Below are 26899 nucleotides of genomic sequence, written 5' to 3'. Positions count from 1 at the left end.
CACATTATTGAGCTGGTCTCAAAGGACCATTTACTTTTATTGGGGAAAAGCCAAACCACAATTGCCAATCGATAATACAGAAACTCCCGGGGCAATATTCGCATGCAACAGTTATTTGTTGAGCAGATGCCTTTTTTGAAGCCATTTGAAGGCTAACTATAGTTATGAGAAAAAATGCGATAAGTAAAACAAAAAGTCTTGTTTTTTTTCATATTAAACAAAGATTTAGGATTTTATTATACCAAAAATTAGTTTCACCCTTTCGCCCCGGTGGTGCTCCGGGCGTACCGCGCCCACCTGGTGAGCTTGGTACGAATGTAGTAAATATTCTTCTTTCCTGTTGTTTAAATATGGTTTTAAGTTAGACATAAATACAAAGCAAATTTACCCCCCCCTAACAAAAAGTCAAGAGTGAAAATATGTTTTATAACATATAATATGTTTTAGTGGAGAACTTACTTGGTTTTCGGAAATTTTCCCTTGCTCGGCGTAGGTTAGCGAAGCGTATCTACGCCACTACTTCTGGACAACAAAGTCGCAGACTTCGAGGAGGAAGGGGTTTAAACACCTATTTTAAATACCTCTAGAGTTGCAATTTCAATGAAAAATTATGATTTTAAAAAATGATACTTTTTCTACTTTGGTAGTTTTGCCATATGAATGTCAAATTATCTTCAGTACTGAAAAGTTCGCATAAATCGTTCTATAACATAGGACATCAGTTTTATTTAAGTTAACTTCATTTTGAAATTAGATCTGGCAATATAACATCAAAAAATAATTCATTGTATTCTTTCATCAGATCTGGGATAAATAGCTGCATTACTAAACCTTTATTGTTTGTGACAAATAAGAGTGGATATGTAAAATAACTTTCATTATCAAGAAACATTTCTTGATCATATTTAAAAATAATTTCTTTTTTATTTTTTGTTATACCCATCATAGAAAAAAAATCCTTTTCAGGAATGTCACTTAATATTAATATCTTTATAAACTTGTGTTTATTTTTAAAATTAAGCATGTCAACAAGAAGCCTTTTCCCACAAATACTACAGCATGTTTTACTAATACACGCTACTAATAGATGGGGGCATTTGTCACCGTGTAAAAGAAACCTACTTTGGTTTAAAAATACACTTATTTTTTTCTTATTTAATATGTTGTTTTGATAAACAAAATATAGTTTTAACTTTCTATTTTCTTCAGTATTTTTTTTGCATTTGTACGATAAGCTATCTATCATAGACTTGCTTGCTTTTCTATATCTTTGAAACATAAATTGTGATATAACAGAAGAGCTTAATAAAATGACAGTTAATATTATACTAAAACGTTTCATCTACTTTTCCTTAAAAGTTGTAATAAAATTTTCTACCTCATCTATATGATTTTTATATGTTTCCAAGTCATAAGCTCCAAATTCAATTCTATAAACTCTCTTAGAGCCCTGAATATACCATTTTGTACAGTAGTAATACAACGTGCCTTTTTGGCTAAAAACTTTTTTTATTACACTTTCTTTTAAGCAAGTCATGTTGTTGACTTTGATGTGTTTTTTACTTAGTGTTTTAAATGACTTAGTAATAAAGTCATTATAAAATAACTTTTGAGAATCATTGTCTATAAATGTTTCAACTAATATTGTACCGTTTTTTTCATCTTCTTCTGGTGTAAATCTTACATCTTTGTATAGTAACACCTGCCCTTGGTTATATTTTAACGGAGGGTAGCTGCTGTAATCCCGGTCAGGTTTCCTCCAATTGGCTGAAATTTGCATTTCAAAAAATGGGTTATTCCACGTTTGGCTAAAAGCCACTCCTGTTGAGAGAAGTAGTGCCGTAAATAAAAATAGTTTAGATTTCATAATTATTTTATGTTGTAGCTAACAATTTGGGTGCTTAAATCTTCTTTGGGCATTGAAATGCCCCAGATTATACCATTCTCTTCGTCAACAGTAAAGGAACCTATGAAATGGTCTAGCTTGTATAGTGCAATAGGAGCGCCAGTGTAAGTAAATACCTGAACTTCGGAGTAACGGGTGTCGTTCTCTTTTGAGAGGTCGGTTTGTGTTATGGCAGAATTAAGTGCATAGATATATTTTGATGAAAGAAAAAGATCGGTATAGTAATGTACCAGGTTATTAGGTATTGGATTCTTTTCGTCTTTGAAAAAGTTTGGTTCTTTGGGGCTGTCTTTAAAAGTAATAGAAAAAATATGATCTAACTTATCGTTAAAGACATCAATCCTTTTAAACAACCTTAATGCAGACACGATATACTTTTGGTTTGGGCTGATTCTCGTTGTACTTGAATATAAATTGTGAAGCTGTTCCTCCTTTACTGGAGGATAGGTGACCTTAGGAAAATATTCCACCCATTTGGTTGTTTTATCCTTATGGTTGTAATAGAATAGTCGCCCTTTTTCGCTCATTGAAGTGCCAGCTATGTCATTGTTTTTTAGGATAAATGCATCAAGACCAATTTCAGCTTCTTTTGGTGTGATAAACTCCTTATCAATTATTGTTTTTTTGTCATTAATAGTCTGGGTAAGGTTTATAAACATGTATTTTTGTTTGTACAAATCGTTCACCCATAGGCCAATTTTATTACCTTTTGTTTCTACTTGCCCAGTTGGCTTTGGGTTTAAAAACTCATTTGGCCCTTTACCTGCTTTGCCAAATCGTAGATATTGTTTATGGCAATTTTTGATGTAAAGTTGAAATAGAAAGCTATCGCTTTGTTGAAATGTTTTAGTAAGGATGAAAGAATCAACTATCCCAATGTAGTCAGGGAATTGGGAATTCTCAAGTGAAACCCATTTGCCTACTAGCTCCTTTTCTACAGGGAAGCTTGAAACTTTTATTTCTTTATTAGTAGAGATACTGCCACAGCTTGAAAACAAGAGCAGGCCGATAAAAATATAGGATAGATTTCGCATGGATAACATGTTAAAAATTAATATTTTGATATTTGATAATAACTTAATTTTCAAAAATGAAACACCCAAACTTTTATTATAGGTTTAAGATATGCTGGGTGTTTCATTTTGTAAAAACATTAAAATTTAGTTCAGAACTTAACAAAAATTGTAGAAATTAAGCCCATAGTATGGATATAATTTATATCATAATTATAAAGAACAGATAGATGAGTTTCTAAATTCTTTCACTTCAACTGGTTTACAACTAAAACAAGCCATAATATGCCAACTTGCAAACCAACCAGTTTGATAGGTCCAATAACAATCAGCCTCTCTGGTTTTTTTTTCTAAAACTTGAGGTGCAACATTACTATAAGAGTTACTTATGTTAATAACTGAAATAGCAACAATTACTATTATTACAAAAGCATTTAAGATCTTCTTTCTCATAATTTTCTCCTTTATTTTAGATTAACAACTTATTTGCACCCTTTCGACCCAGTTTGTGCCTCTGGGTGTACCTCCCCCACCTGGTAGGCTTAGTACAAATTTAGTATAATTTTTCTTTTCCTGTTTTTAAAAGTTTTTAAATGGTTAAACATAAACACAAGACAAAATTACCCCCCCTAACAAAAAGTCAAGAGGAAAAATATGTTTTATAACATAAATACAAGAGGGTTTAACTCAAAAAGGTTTGTTTAGTAAAATCGTGAGTTGAGTATTGCTCATAGGAAGCAACTCGTTTGAACAAATGTAAAGCCTAAATAATTATGAGTTATGGCATGAAGCTTTTATTCTAGCCATAACAATTTTTGTAGTTACTCTCTGATTCTTTCAGGAAAGGAATTACAGAATCAAAGTGTACTTTTGCATTAACCTCTAAGGTAGATGGCCGTGCATTTATGTTAAAATTCAAATAATTTAATCTAACTCTAACGAGTTCTCATTAATTAGTAAAATTATGGGATTTGAAGTATAATCTAATTTATTAATAAACGCTTTTCCTCTATTCATTGAGGTTAAATCAATTTTATTCTCATCAAGAAAGGTTGGTTCTAATATAAAGACAAGATATTCACCAACTAAACCTTTAGGAATGATGTCATAAGTAATATCTACCAAGTTATCCCCAAGTTTTATTTTGTTGTAGAACTTTGTTGCTTTGGTGGTCTTGTTGTAAATATAAATATACCAATCTTTATTAATAAAAGTAGTCGAAATATAATACTTTGAGGTTTCATAAAACGATATTACTCTAAACAGCACATTCATTTTATTTGCATCTTCAACAAATTCATAAACTTCGGAATAATTTCTTTTAAAAGTTCTTCCCTTTTTGTGTTATCTCCAAAATCGAAATATAAAATCGGTTTTATTCTATACATGGAGTCCATGAAGTAAATCTCATTGCTGCCACTGAATCGTAATTTTATACTTTTGTTATAGTACGAAAAATTGTTCCAGTCCTCAAAATAGAAATAGTTTAAATGGCTTTTGGGATATGATATTTGATAATCAGTATGCTTTCTTGAGTTTATGTTAAAAATGCTAGTCCTGTATAATTTGTCTTTAATTGGAAAGCTGCCATGAAAAAAAACTACCATAGAATCATTTAGTAGTAAAAAGTCCGATGGGTTTGAGTCGATGTCAATGCTAAGTTCTAACTTACCATTAAAGTTTACCTTATTTAGTTTTCTTGAACGACGGTCGATAAAGTATACCCCATCAGGAGCAGTTCTAATTGCGCTAACAGTAATGTACTCATTGGGTCCTTTCCCCTTTTTGCTTAAATCAATAACTTTTTTGCTATTATAGTTGAATAGTCGTAGCTGACCATCGTAAATGATTAGGTCGTCCTTATACACACATATCTTTTCTATTTCTCCAAGAAAGGTATCAAATTCAGAAAGATCGAATAATTTATAATTACCGGGTTTAAAAGATATGGAAAGTGTTTCTGGATTTTTAGTGTCAACGACAACTTTTTCAATGATTTTATTTTCAGTTTTATTGCATCCAAATAGCAGAAGTGAGGCTGCTATGATTAATATTTGTAAACTAGATCTCATAGGTTAATTCATTTTTATTGACATTATTGTTTGAAGGCTACACTATACTTCGAATATGGGATACATGTACAACTACACTATGTAGTTTGGCATATTGTTTTTTTGTTCTCTTCACCTGCTATATGTGTTTTGTCCTGTTAAATTGCAACATGTGCTGATATTTTTGCTAAGAAAGCAATTGATGCGATAATATTTCTAGTAACAATTTTTTTATTTACATAATTTACAATATCTATTAACAAAATAACAAGTACGTTTCAGGTTTATTGCAATTTAAACATGCAGCTGCTAAAACTTAACTTTTAAAAGAGTAAACCTTTTTTCTGCATTTGTTTTTACAATTGCATCGATATATTCAAAATGGTTTAAGTTTTTAGTTAGTGTTTTAAGAATTATTTTACCACTTTTTTCGCTTTCATAATCTATCTCATACCCAGTGTAGGGGCAGCTAGGTTTTATTGAGATAATTTTAAGAGGTTCAACTTTTTTCCCATATTAACACCATTATCGGAGTTATGTAATATCAAAAAAATCGACATCAAATGCTAACTGGGGCTTGTCCAATTTTTTTATGCAACTAGTTAAGCTTAAAATTACTGCAAAGAAAATGATCTCCAGTATTCCGGGTTTTGAAATATTTCCCATAGTAGATTCCTGTATTTTTGTGACAGTTCAATAAATTTCTCTGAATGTGATTTATTTTCTTCCTTACTAATAGTTAAAGGCTTTGAGACCCAAGTGTAGTTAATGTTATAAGCATTCTGAAATTCGATTATCTTTTTTGAAGTTCTAGTTGACTCTTTATCAAATGGTAAAAGATATAAGTTATATTCAGGTCCATTGAGATAGTCTAAAACTTGAATTGTGTTGTATTCACTCTTTTTAGGAATATTATTTTGGGTAAAGCTATAGAAAGACAAAGAAGCAGACACTTTTCTTCCATTTGGAAATGTTGCAGTGTATGAAATGTAAGCTGGCACACTTAAGGTGTCATTATTTATAAACCCAATGGAATCTACTTCGTTATATTCTTTCATATTCCTTGCAAAATGAATTCTGTTAGAAGGGTAACGAATTGGATATAAAGGATTATGGTAAACTATAAGGATCGGTTGTAGCTTGTTGTTAGCCACTACCTGCCCTTTTCCAATCGTAATGTGCTTTGATTTGGTTTTTCTTATGCTACTGAAGGAAAGATAGTACTTTTTTAAATTCTCTTCCCCTGTAGTGCTATCCAATTTGTATTCATAATATTTTGAATACCTTGATGACATTGGACCCCTTCCGTAAGTGAACAGCTCCGTCCATTTCAATTCTTTAAATTTAAACCATTTGTCCAGTTCATTGTAACTGTCGGGGGAGCTATAAGTACTATCGATATAGTAGTAAGAGCCAAGGATAGCAAATGTTAGATGTGGAATGTCCCATTCTAGTGAGTGATTGCTAAAGTAATCTTTTTGATTGCTGCCTTGCATTGCGACTATGTCGCTAACCAAGGAGAACAATGGCTTGCCATTTTGGGTCTCCATATAGGTTAGGATACCTTTAAAAATTAATGGAATATCGGATTTAGATTTTTCGAAATTACGAATAAGTTCTTTATAGTATTGTATCTTTTTACTTTTTATGACAACTTCGTTGATTTTTTGAACTTTAGGCTCAAGCCAAATAATATAAACACCATTGCTATCAGTTTTAAGCTCTTGCGTATTAAGGGAATCGGTTTGGTAACTAATGTGAGTAAATATTAAAGTATCGGTAGAAAAAAGCTGAGCCGAATCAAGTTCAAGCTCACCAGCATCGTTTGTGATGTACGTAATGTTTTTTGATCTTAAAAAAACAGTTGCGTATTCAATTGCGGTTGAATCTGTTCCCACTGTCTTGATTGTAACGTTTTGTGATAATGCAGCTGGGCTGCAGATAACCATGCTGAAAAAAGTTGCCAGCAGAAAAGTAGCTGAGCATTTAAATATACTTATTGCTTCCTCTTTCATAATGATAAATTTTATTTCTATTATGCAATTTGGTTATTTTGTAATTATTCTTTTAAGAATGAGCATTACTATTGGTATCTTATTCTAATTAGTTTAATTCTGTTTTCATTAACAATATTCTCGTTATTCTTTAAATAGCCATATATTGATTCTCCTACAACATCTATTAGCGTGTAGTCTTGAGCAACAGGTATTGCTCCAATAAGATTATCGTTTCTGTAAACTTGTAAAACACCACCAGCATCCTTATTCAGGAATACGTGTCGTACAATGGTGTTTCCTTCTTTATCAACCTTAATTGTGCCATAGGAGCTAAATCTACTTCTTTCATTTACATAGTTTTTGTCGGCCTCTTCCCAGTTCCCATTATATTTGGGGTATTCCGAGTTAAATCCTTTGTGTGAGCGCCCAAACTTTTTTAGTAGCTTACCGTTTGTGCTGTATGCATATATTCCGCTATCTGCGGCAAATGAAAGATAGATAATGGTGTCGTTGCAATCAAAAAACACCTGATCAAAATTTGGAATGTATCTTTTCTCCAGGTAGATATGTGGCTTTTTCCCAATAAGTTTTTCTAGTTTACCCGTATTAATATCAAAAAGGCCAACAGGTTTTGATTCTTCGTAGTATTTATCGTGCATATAACCGTTGAACTTTGGGTGATAACTAGTAAGGGGTAGTACTATATAGACGCCAGCTACTGAAACGCGATTTTCTGACCTTGACCAGTCAATCTCGTAAATACCATGCATATCCCCATTGGGGCTATTTTGAAGCTCATATAGGGTTTCTTTTACATTATAATTAATAGGGATTTTTTTTAAGCTTTTGCCTAGTTTTTCTGTTTTTAAGAAGATAAAATCAGAAACAACAATGGTACCATGTTTTTTAGTGGCGCAGAATTTTCTGGGTATGTTTGGTATTTCATAAGGTCCGTTTCCTATCCCCCAATATGTTCCCAATGGCTTGAATAGGGTGTCGAAAACGTTAAGCACGCCAAACTTACTATCAAGAAAGTAAATTTTCCCATCGTTGTATGAAGCCAGATATATGCCTGAACCATTTGGCGTTTTTAAATTAATGGTGTCAATACTCACAACTGTGAGTTTTGACGGAGCCCTATTTGCGCTAGAACTATTTTTGTTACTATCGTTCTTGGGTGAATTACATGCGCAAATTAGTAGTCCTATAAAAATTGATAAATAGACTTTTAACTTTTTCATCTTTATTTATTATTTGAGTTAATGAATAATAAAATGCCTCATTACATCGTGCCTATTAAATTTATCAACGTATCGGGGCACTAACCTTTTGACTAAAAAACTAGCTAGGGCAATTATCTTTTTTGCCGGTATAATCTTGATCTTTACCACTAAGTTTTGCACATTCTGTCATGAAACTTATAATATTCCCTCCATAGCATCCTCCATGCTTAAACCTGTAATGTAGTGTAGTTAAAGCATCATCAATTTGAGTGTCAACTGAAATTTGCGTAGAAGTTTTGCTTTGATAGGAAAACACCAATCCAAGTGCTAGAACAGAGAATAACATTAGATTTTTTTTTGTATTCATGAGATAGTTTTTTATTATAAAAAAATAACTTACTTTATTTAATTCAAACTATTTAGTTTCACTTTTGCCTCTTTAGGCATCGACTACACACGGTTGGCGTGTTACAAATAACACTCTTCTTTTTTGTTCTTTTGTTGTTTAAATAAAATTTATGGATAGACATAAATATAACACAAATTTCGTGCCCTCCTGACAAAAAGTTAAGAGGAAAAATATGTTTTATAACATAAAAACAAGTGGGTTTAACTCAAAAAGGCTTGTATAATAAAATCGTGAGTTGTGTATTGCCTAGTTCGGCGTAGATTAGCGAAGCGTATCTACGCCGCTACTTATGGACGACGAAGTCGCAGGCTTCGCTGAGCCTGGCCTCGAGGCCCGACGTGTAGCCGATGTAGATCTTGTCGTACAACTCCGAGTAGATGGCGCATACGTAGTACTTACCGCACATAACAAAAAAAAACGCTTTTAGCGGGGCTACTTTTTTTTGTAGCGGGGGTCCGGCTAGGCCGGAAACCTGCGTCAGGCTTAGCCTGATATGAGCCCAACGGGCTAGCCCCTCCGTCCTATCAGCTCGCGGATGAAGTCCCTACCCTTGTGCCCCTTGAGCTCGCGCTCCCGGGTCAGCGCATCTCGCTTTGAGGTGTACTCCTCATAGTAGACCAACTCCCACGGCCGGTAGCGCCTGGTCCAGCCCTTATTCTTCGGGTGGTTGTGCGCGGCCAGCCGGGCCTCCAGGTCCGACGTGTAGCCGATGTAGATCTTGTCGCACCGCTCCGAGTAGATGGCGTATACGTAGTACATACCTGATAAACAAAAAACCCCGCTTCAGGCGGGGCTACTTTTTTGTAGCGGGGGCAGGACTCGGTACACCTGCGTCAGGCTTGGCCTGATATGAGCCCAACAGGCTAACCCCTCCGTCCTATCAGCTCGCGGATGAAGTCCCTACCTTTGTGCTGCTTCAGCTCGCGCTCCCGGGTCAGCGCATCTCGCTTTGAGGTGTACTCCTCATAGTAGACCAACTCCCACGGCCGGTAGCGCCTGGTCCAGCCCCTATTATTCGGGTGGTTGTGCGCCCTAAGCCTGGCCTCCAGGTCCGACGTGTAGCCGATGTAGATCTTGTCCTACAACTCCGAGTAGATGGCGTATACGTGGTACATACATGATAACAAAAAACCCCGCCTCAGGCGGGGTTCTGTTTTTAGTAGCGGGGGCAGGACTCGAACCTGCGACCTTTGGGTTATGAGCCCAACGAGCTACCAACTGCTCCACCCCGCAATTCTGTTTTCGGGTGCAAATATAGAACTTTTATATTTAACCGCAAAAATCAATTAAAGTTTTTTAACAACAGCGTGCGTTTTTGCATGTACATTTTATATTTTTCTTTTTTTCAAATATCTTGCAAAACTTTGTATTGGCCATTCACATGAAGCGCATTTTTACAACAAATCTCATCTTCCTCTTACTGCTTAATGCAGTAATAAAGCCCATTTGGATTTTTGCTATCGATCGAAACGTCCAAATCACTCTAGGTGCTCAAGAGTATGGACTGTTTTTTACCCTATTCAACTTCACACTTTTTTTTAACTTCTTGCTAGATTTTGGAATAACAAACTTCAATAACAGGGAAATAAGTTTTCATCCAAATAAGATAAGTAACCAATTCTTCAATATCATCATTATAAAAGCCACATTAGCCTTGCTTTACATTATAATAAGCATTGCAGCTGCTATAATGGTTGGCTTTAATAACGAGCAGATCAAATTGCTTATTCTGCTTTCCACAAACCAAATACTGGCCTCATTCATATTATTTATACGCTCAAACCTAAACGCTTTGCATCACTTTAAAGCCGACAGCATATTGAGTGTACTAGATAAACTGATTTTGATTGCTCTTATCTCCATATACTTATGGGGAGACACAAACATGCAATTTAATGTTTACATATTTGCCCTTTGCCAAACCTTTTCGTACGTGTTAGCACTTATCACCTCTCTTTGGTTACTGCTTAAAAGGTATAACATCCACATAAACATCAATTTAAGCAAAACCAGAATTAAACAAATAGTAAAAGAAGGATTTCCTTTTGCTACGTTGGTTCTTCTCATGTCTCTTTATAGCAGGCTTGATACTGTTTTTATTGAGCGCCTTAGCGATAAAGGTGCATTATCAGCAGGTGTTTATGCGCAAGCCTTTAGGCTTTTCGACGCTTTTAACATGTACCCATTCCTATTTGCATCGCTCATGTTACCTGTTATATCAAGAATGTTAAGTGAAAAAAAAGATATTTCTGATATGTTCCGATTCAATATGATAATTCTTATAGTTCCGGTTATTGCAGTTGCAGTACCAACTATAATTTTCGACAAACCACTTATGTCCATTTTGTACAAGGAACATATTGAAATTTCTGCAGAAGTTTTAAAACTACTTATGGGATCATTCTTTTTTGTAGCGCTTTCGTATCTTTTTGGCACTGCACTAACTGCCAATGGGAACATATGGCTGCTTTGTCGTATTTCTCTATTCACATTAGTTGTAAACATACTACTATCAATCATACTAATCCCTCAAATTGGTGTTATAGGAGCAGGATTTGTTAATTTAATCTCAAATGGGATAGCAGCGGTTTTACAGTGGTTCTTCTTTACAAAAACCTTTAGGATTAAGATAGATTGGGTAATCACTTTTAAAATCGTCATCTTCATTATTGCAACAATAATTGTCTCTGTCATATTTTTTGAGAAAAGCAACGCCTCTATTCTAGGTTATATAGGCGCAATTTTAGCAATCCTCGTTCTCGCTTTCTTATCAGGCTTAATCAAATTAAAATCCATGATAACCCTTTTAAAAGATTCAAAAGGTGAATAGACAAACTGTTTGAATAAACTTATCAAAAAACCCACTTGTAATACAACATTTTTTTAATATCTTTGAAAAAAGTGTGCGTTTAAAAATTTTAAATTCCTATAACAATGGGAATATTAGTAGAAAAAACCCAAGATTGTCCATATATTAACTTCTCCGAAGAAGGCATATTAGAGATTGAAGGTCGTTCAATCACTGAAGACCCATTTACATTTTGGCAACCTATACTTGAGTGGGTAGAAAGTTATTGCACCAATCCAGCTCCAAACACCCAGCTAATTGTATTCTTGGAATACTCTAACAGTAGTTCAAATAAATATCTTAGCGAGATATTTAGAAAGTTAGAAGAGGTAAACGGCAAAAAAACAAAAGTTAGCGTTAAATGGCACTACGAAAATGGCGACGATGCAGTACAACAATTAGGTGAAGATTTTGAATCGATATTTGAATTGCCCTTTGAGTTTATTGCTGAAGATGTTGAAAAGCAACGGGCAACAAAGGTTAAAATTCGTAGCAAGAAAACTGGTGCCGAAGCAATAATTTCTTACAAATACTGGGATGCTATTGTAAGAAATGGTCATGGCGACGAATACCAAGTTCTTCAAGAGCTTTCATAATATTAAAATTTATAGCATATTTGCTGTAAAGTCATTAAAGTTATTGAGTATGCAAAAGTATGAGCTTAACGAGACGGCAACTACACCTTACGTGAATTTTGACCCTGATACGGGTGTTATTCGAATCGAAGGTCGTTCCATACCCGAAAATGTTATTGACTTTTACCAACCAATACTAAGGTGGATAGATGAGTATGCAAATGATCCGAAGCCTGAAACTATAGTTCATCTTAAGTTTGAATATTTCAATACCAGTTCGTCTAAGCGCATATTTGATATTATGAAAAAGTTTGAGAAGCTTGCAGTTGATACTGGCAAAAAGGTTACCATTAACTGGTACTATGAAGAAGATGACGAGGATATCTACTTTGCTGGGAACGACTATAAAGCACTAATTAACAAGGTTGATTTTAATTTGATTGAAATAAAAGGATCTTAAAAAGTTTTTCAAACTTAACAGCCCATCACCCCTAAAGGGGTGATTGTTTTTTATGAAACCCACCAATAAAAAGAAAATAGTTAACGACCCTGTTCATGGTTTTATTAGCATTAGCCATCCGCTAATCTTCGATATTATTGAACATCCCTATTTCCAAAGGCTTAGAAATATCAAGCAGCTCGGGCTAAGCCATTTGGTTTATCCTGGAGCTACACACTCCCGATTTCAGCACAGCATTGGTGCAATGCATCTGCTTGATTTAGCAATTGAAACCCTTCGTAGTAAGGGTCACAGTGTTTCCGATGAAGAAGCTGAGGCTACATCGGTTGCCATATTACTTCACGACATTGGGCATGGCCCATTCTCACATGCTCTTGAGCATGTTATTGCGAATGGAATAAACCATGAGTTTCTTAGTAAATGTTTTTTAACCCAGCTAAACAAAGAGTTCGGTGGAAAACTCTCATTAGCCATTGACATTTTTGAAGATAAGTATTCACGCCATTTTCTCCATCAACTTATTTCGGGACAGCTTGATATGGACCGAATGGATTATCTTAAACGTGACAGCTTTTACACAGGAGTCTCCGAAGGCGTTATTGGCTCTGAGCGAATAATTAAGATGCTAAATGTTATTGACGACAACCTTGTGGTTGAGGCAAAAGGCATTTACTCAATTGAAAAGTTTCTTATTGCTCGAAGATTAATGTACTGGCAGGTTTATCTCCATAAAACTGTTGTTGCCGCTGAACAAATTCTAATTAAGCTATTAAACCGTGCTAAAGATCTAATAAAAGCAGGTGACAAATCCATTTGCGATGGACCGCTTTATTTACTTTTAAGCTCTTCACTTAGCAAAAGCGATTTTTTACCCAGTGATACATCTAATGAAATACCTCAACCATTAGTTTTATTTTCAAAGATTGATGATGCCGATATAATGGTTGCAGCTAAAAGATGGGTTGACCACCCCGACAAAGTGCTCTCAAGATTAGCGAGTTCAATTGTGAACAGACGGTTGCCATCTATAGAGCTAAGCAACACTCCTTTCGCTCCCAATCGGATAGACAGACTTGATTTTGAGTTCAAAAACAAGTACCCCAACCTCTCCAATTTTTCAGATTACTTTGTTTTTAGCGACATGATTAGCCTAAGTGCATATGAGCCAGGCCATGAATCAATAAAAATTTTAAACAACAACGAGCAACTAATTGACATTGCAGAGGCCTCTGATATGCTTAATGCCAAAGCTTTATCGAACGAAACAAAAAAATTTTTCCTATGTTATCCTAAAGAGCTTCGAGGCATTTAGATTTATTTGATTAGTTTTGCAGGTTGTTTACAAAAAGTTAATATGGAATTTACAGCACAGATAATTGCAAATTACTTAGGCGGAACTATTGATGGTGACCCTGATGTTAAGGTAACTACCGTAGCAAAAATTGAAGAAGGATTCCCTGGAGCATTGTCGTTTCTAGCTAATCCTAAGTACGAACCCTATATTTATACAACCAAATCATCAATAGTACTTGTTAACGATGATTTTGTTGCAGAACAGCCTATTACCACCACCCTTATTAGGGTGAAAAATGCATACGAAGCTTTTGCTTCACTTCTCGACTTATATGCCCAATCAAAGCAACCCAAAAGCGGCATAGAGCAACCATCGTACATCCATGAATCGGCCAAAATTGGCGCTGATGCATACATTGGTGCTTTCTCATATATTGCCGAGGGTGTTTCAATTGGCGATAACGTAAAAATTTATCCGCAGGTTTACATAGGACCTAATGTTAAAATTGGCAACAACGTTACTCTATATCCAGGAGTTGTTATTTACGAAGAGTGCATCATTGGTAATAGCTGCATGGTACATAGTGGTGCCATAATTGGAGCCGATGGATTTGGATTTGCCTCTGGTGCCGACACTAACTATAAAAAGATTCCACAGATTGGGAATGTCATTGTAGAGGACTACGTTGAAATAGGTGCCAATGCAACAATCGACAGGGCAACAATGGGCTCGACCATTTTACGTAAAGGTGTTAAAATTGACGACCACGTACATATTGCCCATAACGTAGAAATTGGAGAGAATACCGTTATGGCAGCACAAACTGGTGTGGCAGGCTCAACCAAAGTGGGTAAAAATTGTATGTTTGGTGGACAGGTGGGAGTTAGCCCACATGTTAAGGTTGCCGATGAGGTTAAAGTTGGCGCACAATCGGGCATTTCTGGTGATATCCGTAAACCAGGAACTATCCTTTTAGGAAGTCCCGCAATAGAAATTAGCAAGGAACGACGTTCCTCTGCTGTTTACAGGAATCTTCCTGAACTAATGAAAAAGGTTTCGGAATTAGAACGTACAGTACAAGAACTATTGCAAAAGTTAGATAACAAATAGGAAATAGGCGCTTTAGCGCCTTTTTGTTGTTAATCAAAAAAAGCTTAACCATGGCAGACAAGCAACGAACAATAAACCAACCCGTTACACTAAAAGGCAAGGGCTTGCACACTGGAGCCGATGTTGAAGTATCTATTCTTCCTGCCGAAGTAAACACAGGTATAGTATTTCAACGTACCGATTTGGAAGGCCAGCCTAAAATAGAAGCCATTGCCGATCATGTTATTGACACCTCAAGAGGAACAACTATAGCAACAAAGAATGTAAAGGTGCATACCATTGAACACATGATGGCTGCACTTTACGGAATGGGTATCGACAATGCAATTGTTCAGGTAAATGGGCCTGAAATGCCCATAATGGATGGTAGTTCACGATATTTTGTTGAAGCTATAGAAAAAGTTGGCACTGTAGAACAAGGCGCCGAGCGCAACTATCTTATCATCAAAGAAAAGATGGTGTATACCGATGAAAAGAATAACATCGAAATCATCATCTATCCCGATGATAAGTTTAGCATTGATGTAATGGTTGATTACAACTCAAGAGTTTTAGGACATCAGTATGCTAAAATGAACTCTATTGATGAGTTCAAAGAACAGATATCGCCTTGTAGAACCTTTGTTTTTTTCCATGAGCTTGAGGTGCTACTAAAACACAACCTTATCAAAGGTGGTGATTTAGAGAATGCCATAGTTATCATGGAACACGAGGTGCCTCAAGAAGAGCTTGACAGGATAGCCGATTTGTTCAACAAACCTCATATTAAGGTTAAACCCGAAGGTATTCTAAATAACCTTGACTTACACTTCGACAACGAACCAGCAAGGCATAAATTGCTCGACATGATTGGTGATTTTGCCCTGGTTGGTGCGAGAATAAAAGGCAAGATAATTGCCATGCGTCCAGGTCATAAAGCCAATACCGATTTTGCTCAAATATTGCGTAAACACTACAAACAAGAACGCCTTAAGCCAACCCCACCAGTTTATGACCCAACCAAGCCCCCTGTAAAGGATATCAATGAAATAATGAAGACATTGCCCCACAGACCTCCTTTCCTTTTAATAGATAAAATTATATACCTGGATGGGACTACAGTGGTTGGCGTAAAAAATGTCACCATGAATGAGGCCTTTTTTGTTGGCCACTTCCCAGGTGAACCTGTGATGCCTGGCGTTTTACAGGTTGAGGCGATGGCTCAAACCGGGGGAATACTCGTTTTAAACACCGTTCCCGATCCTGAAAATTACCTTACCTACTTTCTAAAAATCGACCAGGTTCGATTTAAACGCAAGGTTGTCCCTGGTGACACTATAATATTTAAATGTTTTCTTAACGAACCCATTCGTAGAGGAATTGCAAACATGACAGGTCAGGCATTTGTTGGCGACCAGCTGGTTATGGAAGGATTACTGATGGCACAAATTACAAAAGTTAAAGAATAATGACACAGCATAGCAACTCATTCATTCATCCCGATGCCAAAATTGGCAAGGATGTAACTATTGGACCATTCTCTTACATTGCAGGCGATGTAGTAATAGGTGATGGTACTTGGATTGGTCCTAACGTAACCATTATGGATGGAGCTCGAATAGGTAAGAATTGTAGAATCTTTCCTGGTGCAGTTATCTCAGCCATCCCTCAGGATTTAAAATTCAAGGGAGAGGTAACTACTGCAGAGATAGGCGATAATACGACTATCAGGGAATGCGCAACGGTTAATCGGGGTACAGCCTCACGTGGGAAAACTGTTGTTGGGAATAATTGCCTTCTAATGGCCTATTCTCACATAGCTCACGATTGCATCCTTAAAAATAATATCATTATAGGCAATGGGACCCAAATTGCTGGCGAAGTAGAAATTGACGACTTTGCAATTTTGAGTGCACATGTATTAGTTCATCAGTTTGAAAAAATTGGTGCCCATGTAATGGTACAAGGTGGCTCCAAAGTTAACAAGGATATACCTCCATACATAATTGCTGCACGTGAACCTCTAACCTACGCTGGAATTAATCTTGTTGGGCTTCGCCGTAGAGGATTCTCGCGCGAACAAATTGCCACTATTCAAGAGATTTACCGAAATCTCTACAATAAGGGAATGAACGTTTCTCAAGCGCTGAAATACATTGAAGAAAACGTTGAAAACACTCCAGAAAGGCAGCTAATTTGCGAATTCATAAAAACCTCTAAACGTGGTATTGTTAGAGAGTACACTGGTTCCGATCCCGAAGAGGGAATTGAACTCTAAATAGTGCCGGCTTTTGCCGGCTTTTTTTTTGGAATAGGTTATTCCCTTTTGTATATTTGAAAAATCTTTAAACCATTGCTTAGAGTCTTATGGTGTTTCTTTACAACCTGTCGATCAGATTATATCAACTCTTAGTAAACTTCGCTTCTCTTTTTAACACCAAAGCAAAGCTTTTTCGCATAGGACGAAAAAACATTTGGGAAAAAATCAGCAAACAAATCGACCCTGCAAATCCACCTATTTGGATACATTGCTCCTCCTTAGGCGAGTTTGAACAAGGACGACCTGTAATTGAAGCAATCAAGCAAAAAGACCCAAACAAAAAAATTTTACTCACCTTCTTTTCACCATCAGGCTATGAGGTAAGGAAAAACTATCCAGGGGCCGATTATATCTTTTATTTACCCCTCGATACCAAAAGAAATGCTAAGCGATTTATCAATTTGATAAATCCACAAATGGCGATATTTGTCAAGTATGAATTCTGGTACCACTACCTTAACGTGCTAAAGCAACGAAACATTTCAACCTACTTAGTATCCGGCATATTTAGGTCAAATCAGATTTTCTTTAAACCCTATGGCAAGTGGTACAGAAATTTTCTTAAGGCGTTCTCCACCTTTTTCGTTCAAAACAACACATCCAAAGCCTTACTAGAAAGTATTGGTTATAGCAATGTTGTTGTTACAGGCGATACACGATATGATAGGGTTTCTAAAATAGCTTCAGAAGCAAAAGACATTCCACTAGTTAAAATATTTGCTGAAGGACATAAAGTACTAGTTGCTGGCAGCACATGGCCCAAAGACGAGGAAATCATTTTGCCACTAGCAAAAGAAATCCCCGACCTAAAAATTATTGTAGTACCACACGAGATTGAAGAATCGCACATTCAAGAAATAATACGCAAATCCCCTACTCCTCCTGTTCGTTTCACCGATTCAGACTTTAACAATGCTAAGGAATCAAACATTCTTATTGTTGATACCATAGGCCTACTATCTTCCATATACCAGTATGCTACTGTGGCATACATTGGGGGCGGATTTGGTGCAGGCATTCACAACACTCTGGAAGCCGCAGTTTATGGCGTTCCAGTAATTTTTGGTCCAAACTACAATAAATTCCAAGAAGCCAAAGATTTAATAGATAAAAAAGCAGGATTTTCTATTAAATCGTACAATGAGTTTAAGAATTTACTAAATTCCCTCCTATCTCACAAAAACACCTACCAACTAGCTGCAAATCAAGCAAAAGAATTAGTAAATTCGGGTGTTGGTGCTACTCAAAAAATCATTGAATTAATCTTTTAGCAAAAAGGCACCCTTTGCAAACGTTTGCGATGATTTAATGTAAACTTAACCTATGCATTCAAACATGCACATCTTTTGATATTAATTTTGAAAACCAATTCTAAAAACAATAAACACAAAGACTAACAAAAACAAAAGACCTATGAGAAGAAAAAATTGGGTTCTATCATTAATCCTTTTCCTCGCCCCTATCTGGGCACTCGGACAGGGAGTAATTAAGGGAGTAGTTGTCGACTCAAATAGTGGCTCTCCCCTAATTGGTGCAGCGGTTGTGATTGAAGGCACAACCATTGGATTATCTACAAATGTTGACGGATCGTTTGCACTCAAGGTTCCAGAAGGCAAACACACTCTAAAATTTAGTTATGTAGGCTACTTAGACCTAGAAATGCCTGTTGATGTTTCTGGAGAGCTCAACTTAGGCACAATCAAACTTGAGCCTAGTTCTGTAGATATTGACGAAGTTCTTGTTACTGCATCGTTTGTACGCGATCGCACAACACCAGTTGCGGTATCTACAATTGAACCTAAAATCATTATTGAAAAGCTTAGTAACAAAGAGTTCCCCGAAATTCTAAGAATTACACCTTCGGTTTACGCAACCCGCCAAGGTGGTGGCTTTGGCGATTCCCGAATATATCTACGTGGATTTGATTCAAACAACATTGGAGTACTTATAAACGGTATTCCCGTAAACGATATGGAGAGCGGAAAAGTTTACTGGAGTAACTGGGCTGGACTTTCCGATGTAACTTCCAATCAGCAGGTACAGCGTGGACTTGGAGCTTCAAAGCTTGCCCTTTCTTCAGTTGGTGGTACTATTAACATTATCACCAAATCAACCGATGCTAAGCAAGGCGGTTCTGTTTACTATGGTATGGGTAACGATGGGTATACCAAGCAAAACTTTACCGTTTCTACTGGTTTACTCGACAATGGCTGGGCTGTAACTGTTTCGGGTGGTTACACTAAAGGTGATGGTTACATTCAAGCTACAAACTTTGAAGGTTACTCATACTTTGTAAATATCTCCAAAAAAATTAACGAAAAGCACACGGTTACCTTCAACGCATTTGGTGCACCTCAATGGCACAACCAACGTTCAAATAAGCACTTAATACAAGAATATAGAGATAACCCCAATGGCATAAAATGGAACTCCGACTTTGGTTACAGAAATGGTAAAATCTACACATCAGCCTATGCCTATAACTTCTACCACAAACCACAAATGTCGCTAAACCATTACTGGAAAATAGATGAGAGCTCTATGCTTGTAACCAATTTATACGCATCTTTAGCAACAGGTGGCGGACGTAGGGTTTATGGGCTAAATGCAAACTGGCTGAATAGACAATACCCATCGGGCTTACCCTATGATAATACCGCCCTTACAGCAGAGGGCTACTACGACTATGATTGGGTTATTCAGCAAAATGCCGCTTCTCTTAATGGTTCAACCTGTATTATTGCCAATGCAGTTAACGACCATCAGTGGTACGGTGCCCTATCAACCTACACCAAAAATATTGACGACCTAAAAATAACTGCAGGTTTTGATGGCCGTTTCTATAATGGTGTTCACGCCTATAAGGTTGAAGACCTGCTCGGCGGAAAATACTTCCTGGATTCTAAAGATATTAACCGTCCTGCAAATCAACCCCTATATAAGGGCGATTACATTAACTATCATAACCTTGGTCAAGTTCTTTGGTTAGGCCTCTTTGCACAAGGCGAATACGTTACCGACCAATACTCAGGTTTTCTATCCATGGCTGTTGCCGACAACATGTTCCGTAGGATAGACTACTTCCAATACGAACCCGGAAACAGAACAACTCCCTGGTACGACTTTTTCCCTTGGAATGTAAAGGCAGGTTTCAACTACAAGGTTTATGGCGAGCATAACGTATTTGTTAACGGTGGTTACATTAAGCGCGCTCCTACGTTCCGCAATGCATTCCCTAACTATACCAATGAATTTAATAATGATGTCAAGTACGAAAGCATAATCACAGCTGAATTAGGCTACAACTATACTGCTAAAATATTTAGCGTGAAGGTTAACCTATTCAGAACACAATGGAACGATAGAGGCCTAGTAAAGAGTCTTGCTGGACAAACTGCCAACATCACTGGTATTAACGCTTTACACCAGGGTGTTGAGGTTGAAGGTGTAGTTAAACCTATTTCTAAACTCGATATCAGAGCTATGTTCTCCTGGGGCGACTACGTATGGTCCGATAATGTTAACTTTACATTATTTGACCAAAACCAACAAGCAATTGGTACCTACAATGCCTACATAAAGAATGTACATGTAGGGAACTCTGCCCAGGTTACTGCTGCCCTTTCAGTAAACTACGAGGTGCTACCTAAACTAAAAATAGGTGCCGATGTTAGCTGGTATGCTAAAAACTATGCCGATTTTGACCCAACAAAACGCACATCACCTGAAAGTCAAGTAGATGCCTGGAGAATGCCAAACTACTACATTATTGACTTAGATGCCAACTATCGTTTTAAAATTGGCAATCTTAATGCATCTGTTTATGGCAACGTTAACAACCTCTTAAACACTGAGTATATTGCCGATGCTACCGATGGCTCACTACATGATGCAATGACTTCTTATGTTTTCTTTGGTTTTGGTAGAACTTGGTCAACCGGTTTAAGAATTAACTTTTAATCATTAAGGAGATACAATTATGAAAAAGATATTTGCTTTTCTATTTGGAGCCACGCTGCTTTGGTCGTGTAACCCTCTGGAGGATACCTATAAGCAGCTCGACGATGCCCAAGAACCCTACAAGGAGTCGATTGAGTACACACTTGTAGATGCTGATTATGCCACAGCCAGTAATGCCGCACTAAAAGATGCTACTACAAAAGATGATAGCACTCTTGCAAAAGCCATTAAATCAAATTTGGCTTTCAACAGTCGTTTTCCTGGTAAAGATTACATACCCGCAATTCTAGCTAATAACTTCCCCGCATTAAGCAAAGGCTCCTCAGCAAAAATTACCTATAATGAGTTTGCGGCTCTCCCTTCCTACTTTGCCGACTTATCATCGATATATACCTTAACTACAAGCGATTACAAAAAACTTTGGGGTAGTAATACTCTTTATGTTGAAGCATTTACTCCAACAGTAAATGTTGAGGATAGCCTACCTGTGCTTCTTGATAAAATCTTTCCAGATGACTCTGATGGAAAATATAGGTTTATAGCATATAATTATTCTGCAGAGGAAGCTTACACTACTGGAGGTTTATTACAGAAAGTAAAATTTGATTTTGAAGAGGGCACAGCCTACGATCCTGTTGCCAATGCTTGGATTAATAAGGACTTAATAGGAACAAAGACATGGGATTACAGATCTTATAGTGGGAATCTTTATGCCCAAATGTCGTCGTACAATTCCGGAGAGCAGAATGATGTTTGGCTAATTCGCAAATTTGACAAACTCGATACCATTGCTAACCCCATGTTAACGTTTAAGGTTAAGGTTGGTTTTTACAATGCTGACTGCTTACATATTTTGATCTCTGATGATTTTGATGGTAACGAAGCCAACATTGCTACTGCTACATGGACCGATATCACATCAAGTTTCACGTTACCTCAAGAACCAACAAGTGGTTATGGTGCTTCTTTCGAGGATGCTGGTTCATTTGATTTATCAAGCTATAAAGGAGATACTATTTATGTTGCTTTCCAATATGTTGGTAACGGAACCGACAACTCAGCTACAACCACCTACCAAATTGATGATGTGACAATTTCGGATGATGCAACTATTCTTAATGTTGATGAAACTAAAAAGTTGTACACGGTCTACTCTAAAAATAGCAACAAATGGAAGTTAGCTTCTGATATTCTTATTCTAAGCGATGCAGATTATCAGGAGTTGGGATTTACTAATGGCTATATCCCAACTACTGATGCTCAAACTTACCTCCCAATTTACCTTAAAGTAAAGTTCCCTTATACACTTGATGGTGAGGTTAAAAACGTTGCCTTTAGAAATGATAAAGACGATGTTTCTTCTGCAACTGTTCTCCAATTTAACAAGGTAAATGGCGAGTGGACAATTAACGACTTCCTTGATACACATTCCGATCAGTTCTTCAACGATGGTACAAAATGGTTCTTTGATCCTACAATTCACTTAACACTTGGTGCTTCCGATTATCAACTTCTTGTTGATTGGGTTTACAACAATTTAGATCGCTCTTATGGTAGCAGCTATGGTAACGATGAGTTCTATTTTGGAGCAAGTGCATACTATAGCAACTTCGATCTTCGTTTGTCGAAACGTACACAGTATAATATTCCTGGATTTGAAGGACTAACCGAAGAGGAACAGATTGCTTTGACTTGGGAACGACTCGAAGAGGGCCTAACCATTCTACTCTCTGAGAAATACCCTGATGCTACATCCGAGGTTGCTGGATTCCCTGTTTACTACTGGGTTTACTTTAAGACCTTTGAAAATGATTTCAACAACTACTACTATGTTGGCATCTTCCAGAAAACCAAAGACACTCACCCATTCTTTGAACGCAAAAAAGACATTGAGGATGAGATGGTTAATCAGGGTAAACTTACTTCAGAAGATGTTAGCTGGAACAGGTAATCAAAAATAATCCACAGCATTTTTATAGGGCGAGGGTATCTTCGCCCTATTTTTTATTATAATAAGTTTTCCCAAGTACTTCCCTTAATCTTCCGAATCATTCCGTTTATTTCCGGTTCATTCCGTATCATTCTTTTAAATTCCTCTAACTTCTTTTAACTTCCTCATATTCTTTGAAAAAAGTGGCTTCGACAAGCTCAGCATGACAATAATTCAAGATTTCAAATTCAAGATTTCAGATTTGTCCGGCGAAGAAGGATAAAAGGCGTTAAACGTAAAACGTTAAGCGTTAACGATAAAAGTTTTGTTTATTTGAGGCATCTGCATTTTATTTTTTTACACCACAGAGTTACACAGAGGCATACGGGAGGAAAATCAAATATGGCCACTTAAATCTTCCAGTCATTCCGATTTATTCCTTTAACTTCCTCTAACTTCTTTTAACTTCCTCATATTCTTTGGAAAAAAGTGGCTTCGACAGGCTCAGCCACTACAAGCACAACATTGGCAGGTTCGGAGTAAAAAGGCACTTCCGATACATTACGATTATTTCCGAATCATTCCGTTTCATCCTTTTAAATTCCTTTAACTTCGTCAAACTTCCTCATATTCCTCCACAAGAGATACCTCGACTTTTCGTCATGATAAACCTCTTATCACTGCACACTGTACACTGCACACTGTACACTGTACACAGCACAATGTACACAGCACAATGCACCCTAATGTTAATAACAAACACCCTGTTTTCTTGTTGTACTCATTTAGTACCACTACTTTTGTATAGCTAAAACGAGAAGGTTATAGATGTCGAACTATTTAGATGAGCTGAGCGAAATACAGCGCGAAGCAGTTACAAATACCGAAGGACCAAGTTTGGTTATTGCATCGGCAGGATCGGGGAAAACCCGTGTGCTAACATATAGAATTGCACACCTTTTAACTATTGGTGTTAAGCCATGGTCAATAATGGCTCTTACCTTTACCAACAAGGCTGCTCGTGAAATGAAGGAGCGTATTGCCAAGATAGTAGGGCAAGAAACAGCATCTAAACTTTGGATGGGAACCTTTCATTCCATCTTTGCTAAAATACTCCGAAGTGAGGCTGAGCATTTAGGTTACGATAGGAACTTTACAATATACGACACAACAGATTCCAAGAATCTTATCACCCAAATAATTAAAGAGTTGAAGCTTGACGCTCAATCGTATAAACCGGGCGAAATACTATCGAGAATTTCTCTTGCTAAAAACAACCTAATAACACCTCAAGCATATTCGCAGAATGCATCAATCATTCAACAAGATGTTAGAGCTCGTAAAGGAGAGATTCATAGAATTTACACCCTTTACGCTCAGCGATGTAAAAAGGCATCGGCAATGGATTTTGACGACCTGCTACTTAACACAAATGTCCTTTTCCGTGACTTCCCCGATGTGCTCCAAAAATACCAGGAACGCTTCCGCTATTTCTTAGTAGATGAGTATCAGGACACCAACTTTTCACAATATCTAATTGTTAAAAAGCTCTCGGAGCGTCACAGGAATCTTTGCGTGGTAGGCGATGATGCTCAGAGCATTTACTCGTTCCGTGGTGCTAAGATTGAAAACATTCTTAACTTTCAGAACGACTACAAGGATTATCGTCTGTTTAAACTTGAGCAAAACTACCGTTCAACGCAAACCATTGTAAATGCTGCAAACAGCGTTATTGCTAAAAACGAGAAGCAAATTCCCAAAATAGCCTACTCAAGTAACGAGGAAGGTGAAAAAATTAAACTGATTAGCGCATATACCGACCAAGAGGAGGGTTTTTTGATTGCATCGGAGATTCTTAACATAGTTCACCAAACCCACTGCAACTATAGCGATATAGCCATCCTTTATCGTACTAATGCGCAATCGCGTATTTTTGAAGAAACCCTCCGCAAGCGAAATATCCCATATCGAATTTATGGTAGTTTGTCGTTCTACCAGCGCAAGGAAATCAAGGACCTACTTGCTTACATTCGCATAACTGTAAACCCAAATGATGATGAGGCATTCCGAAGGGTGGTGAACTACCCTGCCCGTGGTATCGGCAACACAACAATGGGGCATTTGCAAGAGCTGGCCAACCAACAAGGGCTTAGTCTTTGGCAAACCGTTGGCGTGCTAGGTAATACCACTGGCGCAATAAAACCAGCCGCAGTAAAAAAACTTGACGACTTCCGAAATCTCATCATATCGTTCCAACAAAAAATTTATAATCAGGATGCTTATGAAGCAGTTTACCATATAGCAAATGCTTCGGGCCTAATTAGCGATCTAAAAGCAGATAAGAGCCAAGAGGGAATTTCTCGCCTACAAAATATCGAGGAGATGCTTAACGGTATTCGTGAATTTATTGAGGGCAGAAAGGCAGAAGGATACGAAGAAACCGTTACGCTTGTCGACTACCTCGAGAATGTAGCCCTACTTACTGATCAGGATACAGATAAAGATGAGGATAATAATCGAGTTAGCGTTATGACCGTGCACTCGGCAAAGGGACTAGAATTCGATTATGTTTTTCTAACGGGTTTAGAAGAAAACCTATTCCCCTCTACCATGAGCATCTCTTCGGCAGAAGATATCGAAGAGGAACGTAGATTGTTCTATGTGGCTCTAACACGTGCAGCAAAAAAGGCATTTATCTCATATGCACAAACTCGCTTCCGCTGGGGCACATCTACCAATTGCTCACCAAGTAGATTTATTAAGGAGATTGACCCCCAATACATCGAAGCATCTTTCGACGAAAATCAATGGGAGAGCTCATCGCCACAAAACACAAGGCAAAACTTTACACAACGAAGCTATTATAACAAACCTTCGACTCAAAACGTAGCCTCAACCAACCCAAAAGCTAATTCTGCTACAATTTCAACACCCCCTAAAAATCTAAAAGATATTGCTCCTGCCGATATTAGAATTGGGATGAAGGTTTACCACGCTAAATTTGGCGATGGCATTGTTGAAAACATTGAAGGCGATGGTCCAAACCGAAAAGCTATGGTTAATTTTCGTATGGCTGGTAGTAAAAATTTATTGCTTAAATTTGCAAATCTGAAAAAGGTAGATTAATAATCTGTTCTGCCTTCACAGTAAGTAACTCTTTTTGATTTTTGCCTTCGTTGATTTATATTTGTAATGTAGGCAACGTATAAGTTTTATATATTCACAGTTAATCATTTTCAATGGACTACAATACACAAAGGAAAAAGTTGCGACTGCCAGAGTATGGAAGGCACATCCAACAGATGGTAGATTATATTACCAACTTGGAAGATAGGGAGGAAAGGAACAGGCTTGCGCGATCGCTCATCGTTATAATGGGGAACCAGAACCCTCATTTACGTAACATCAACGACTTTCGCCAAAAACTTTGGGACCACCTATTTATCATGTCCGACTTTAAACTTGATATAGATTCCCCATTCCCAAAACCTCAACTGGAAAAATACAACGAAAAACCCAGAAAGGTTCCCTACCCCAATAACCCCATCCACTATAAGCACTACGGAAGAATAATTGAGCAGATGATTGCGAAGGCCATTGAGATGGAAGAGGGCCCAGAGAAGGAAGCCTTTAAGCAGCTCATAGCCAACCAAATGAAAAAAGCTAACATCACTTGGAATAAGGAGTCGGTAACCGATGAGGATATTTTCCGTGATATGGAAACCCTTAGCGGTGGAAAACTTATTATGGCTCCTGGCTCAAAACTAATCGACAAGCGAGAGGTAAGAGGTAACCGGCGATCAAAGCATCATCGCAAACGCTAA

Annotated in this window: 23 protein-coding genes and 1 tRNA gene; 12 read left to right on the top strand and 12 right to left on the bottom strand. The window is 37.2% G+C overall.

Going from position 1 to position 26899, the window contains the following annotated elements; translation table 11 throughout:
- Window positions 1-739: 739 nt before the first annotated feature.
- From FHG85_RS02550 to FHG85_RS02495, 12 genes are all read right to left on the bottom strand, one after another.
- Window positions 740-1342, bottom strand: coding sequence for a hypothetical protein (locus FHG85_RS02550; protein ID WP_173072708.1), 603 nt, complete (start codon window positions 1340-1342; stop codon window positions 740-742).
- Window positions 1343-1867 (bottom strand): hypothetical protein, encoded by a 525-nt coding sequence (locus FHG85_RS02545; RefSeq protein WP_173072707.1) that lies wholly within the window; start codon window positions 1865-1867, stop codon window positions 1343-1345.
- A gap of 2 nt (window positions 1868-1869) precedes the next feature.
- Entirely contained in the window at window positions 1870-2940 is a 1071-nt protein-coding gene (locus tag FHG85_RS02540; RefSeq protein ID WP_173072705.1) for a BF3164 family lipoprotein, read from the bottom strand.
- Window positions 2941-3132: 192 nt separating this feature from the next.
- Window positions 3133-3372: a hypothetical protein gene (locus FHG85_RS02535; RefSeq protein ID WP_173072703.1), complete on the bottom strand. Its 240-nt coding sequence runs from the start codon at window positions 3370-3372 to the stop codon at window positions 3133-3135.
- A 471-nt stretch (window positions 3373-3843) separates the two neighbouring features.
- On the bottom strand, window positions 3844-4188 hold the full coding sequence (locus tag FHG85_RS02530; RefSeq protein ID WP_173072702.1) for a hypothetical protein: 345 nt from the start codon (window positions 4186-4188) through the stop codon (window positions 3844-3846).
- A gap of 2 nt (window positions 4189-4190) precedes the next feature.
- Window positions 4191-4991 (bottom strand): hypothetical protein, encoded by an 801-nt coding sequence (locus FHG85_RS02525; RefSeq protein ID WP_173072701.1) that lies wholly within the window; start codon window positions 4989-4991, stop codon window positions 4191-4193.
- A gap of 593 nt (window positions 4992-5584) precedes the next feature.
- Entirely contained in the window at window positions 5585-6985 is a 1401-nt protein-coding gene (locus FHG85_RS02520; RefSeq protein WP_173072700.1) for a peptidase associated/transthyretin-like domain-containing protein, read from the bottom strand.
- A 68-nt stretch (window positions 6986-7053) separates the two neighbouring features.
- Window positions 7054-8208: a hypothetical protein gene (locus FHG85_RS02515; RefSeq protein ID WP_173072699.1), complete on the bottom strand. Its 1155-nt coding sequence runs from the start codon at window positions 8206-8208 to the stop codon at window positions 7054-7056.
- 100 nt (window positions 8209-8308) lie between these two features.
- Window positions 8309-8557, bottom strand: coding sequence for a hypothetical protein (locus FHG85_RS02510; protein ID WP_173072698.1), 249 nt, complete (start codon window positions 8555-8557; stop codon window positions 8309-8311).
- A 549-nt stretch (window positions 8558-9106) separates the two neighbouring features.
- On the bottom strand, window positions 9107-9358 hold the full coding sequence (locus FHG85_RS02505) for a GIY-YIG nuclease family protein (RefSeq protein WP_173072697.1): 252 nt from the start codon (window positions 9356-9358) through the stop codon (window positions 9107-9109).
- Between the two features lie 104 nt (window positions 9359-9462).
- Window positions 9463-9666, bottom strand: coding sequence for a GIY-YIG nuclease family protein (locus tag FHG85_RS13375; protein ID WP_394366220.1), 204 nt, complete (start codon window positions 9664-9666; stop codon window positions 9463-9465).
- A gap of 93 nt (window positions 9667-9759) precedes the next feature.
- Window positions 9760-9832 (bottom strand) — tRNA-Met (locus tag FHG85_RS02495).
- A gap of 148 nt (window positions 9833-9980) precedes the next feature.
- On the opposite strand from FHG85_RS02495, the gene FHG85_RS02490 reads away from it, so the two are divergent.
- From FHG85_RS02490 to FHG85_RS02435, 12 genes are all read left to right on the top strand, one after another.
- Window positions 9981-11429, top strand: a complete 1449-nt coding sequence (locus FHG85_RS02490) for an oligosaccharide flippase family protein (RefSeq protein ID WP_173072696.1) — start codon at window positions 9981-9983, stop codon at window positions 11427-11429.
- A gap of 104 nt (window positions 11430-11533) precedes the next feature.
- Window positions 11534-12043 carry a DUF1987 domain-containing protein gene (locus FHG85_RS02485; RefSeq protein WP_173072695.1) on the top strand — a complete coding sequence of 170 codons (510 nt, stop codon included), beginning with the start codon at window positions 11534-11536 and terminating at the stop codon, window positions 12041-12043.
- Between the two features lie 49 nt (window positions 12044-12092).
- Window positions 12093-12482, top strand: coding sequence for a DUF1987 domain-containing protein (locus tag FHG85_RS02480; protein WP_173072694.1), 390 nt, complete (start codon window positions 12093-12095; stop codon window positions 12480-12482).
- Between the two features lie 52 nt (window positions 12483-12534).
- Window positions 12535-13794 (top strand): HD domain-containing protein, encoded by a 1260-nt coding sequence (locus tag FHG85_RS02475; RefSeq protein ID WP_173072693.1) that lies wholly within the window; start codon window positions 12535-12537, stop codon window positions 13792-13794.
- 42 nt (window positions 13795-13836) lie between these two features.
- The gene (gene lpxD / locus FHG85_RS02470) at window positions 13837-14886 is read left to right on the top strand and encodes a UDP-3-O-(3-hydroxymyristoyl)glucosamine N-acyltransferase (protein WP_173072692.1); all 1050 of its coding nucleotides are present in this window, start codon (window positions 13837-13839) and stop codon (window positions 14884-14886) included.
- A 50-nt stretch (window positions 14887-14936) separates the two neighbouring features.
- Window positions 14937-16334, top strand: a complete 1398-nt coding sequence (locus FHG85_RS02465; protein ID WP_173072691.1) for a bifunctional UDP-3-O-[3-hydroxymyristoyl] N-acetylglucosamine deacetylase/3-hydroxyacyl-ACP dehydratase — start codon at window positions 14937-14939, stop codon at window positions 16332-16334.
- The gene (gene lpxA, locus FHG85_RS02460; protein WP_173072690.1) at window positions 16334-17143 is read left to right on the top strand and encodes an acyl-ACP--UDP-N-acetylglucosamine O-acyltransferase; all 810 of its coding nucleotides are present in this window, start codon (window positions 16334-16336) and stop codon (window positions 17141-17143) included. The genes FHG85_RS02465 and lpxA overlap by 1 nt, the downstream gene beginning before the upstream one ends.
- Before the next feature lie 89 nt (window positions 17144-17232).
- On the top strand, window positions 17233-18456 hold the full coding sequence (locus FHG85_RS02455) for a 3-deoxy-D-manno-octulosonic acid transferase (RefSeq protein WP_173072689.1): 1224 nt from the start codon (window positions 17233-17235) through the stop codon (window positions 18454-18456).
- A gap of 142 nt (window positions 18457-18598) precedes the next feature.
- Entirely contained in the window at window positions 18599-21145 is a 2547-nt protein-coding gene (locus FHG85_RS02450) for a TonB-dependent receptor (RefSeq protein WP_173072688.1), read from the top strand.
- A 19-nt stretch (window positions 21146-21164) separates the two neighbouring features.
- Window positions 21165-23096, top strand: coding sequence for a choice-of-anchor J domain-containing protein (locus tag FHG85_RS02445; protein ID WP_173072687.1), 1932 nt, complete (start codon window positions 21165-21167; stop codon window positions 23094-23096).
- Window positions 23097-23903: 807 nt separating this feature from the next.
- The gene (locus FHG85_RS02440; RefSeq protein ID WP_173072686.1) at window positions 23904-26201 is read left to right on the top strand and encodes an ATP-dependent helicase; all 2298 of its coding nucleotides are present in this window, start codon (window positions 23904-23906) and stop codon (window positions 26199-26201) included.
- 113 nt (window positions 26202-26314) lie between these two features.
- Window positions 26315-26899, top strand: a complete 585-nt coding sequence (locus tag FHG85_RS02435; RefSeq protein ID WP_173072685.1) for a DUF4290 domain-containing protein — start codon at window positions 26315-26317, stop codon at window positions 26897-26899.

The sequence above is a fragment of the Tenuifilum thalassicum genome (genome assembly GCF_013265555.1).
GTDB lineage: Bacteria > Bacteroidota > Bacteroidia > Bacteroidales > Tenuifilaceae > Tenuifilum > Tenuifilum thalassicum.
Note: the sequence above shows the minus strand (reverse complement) of the source record. Positions and strands in the feature narration are given on the sequence as shown.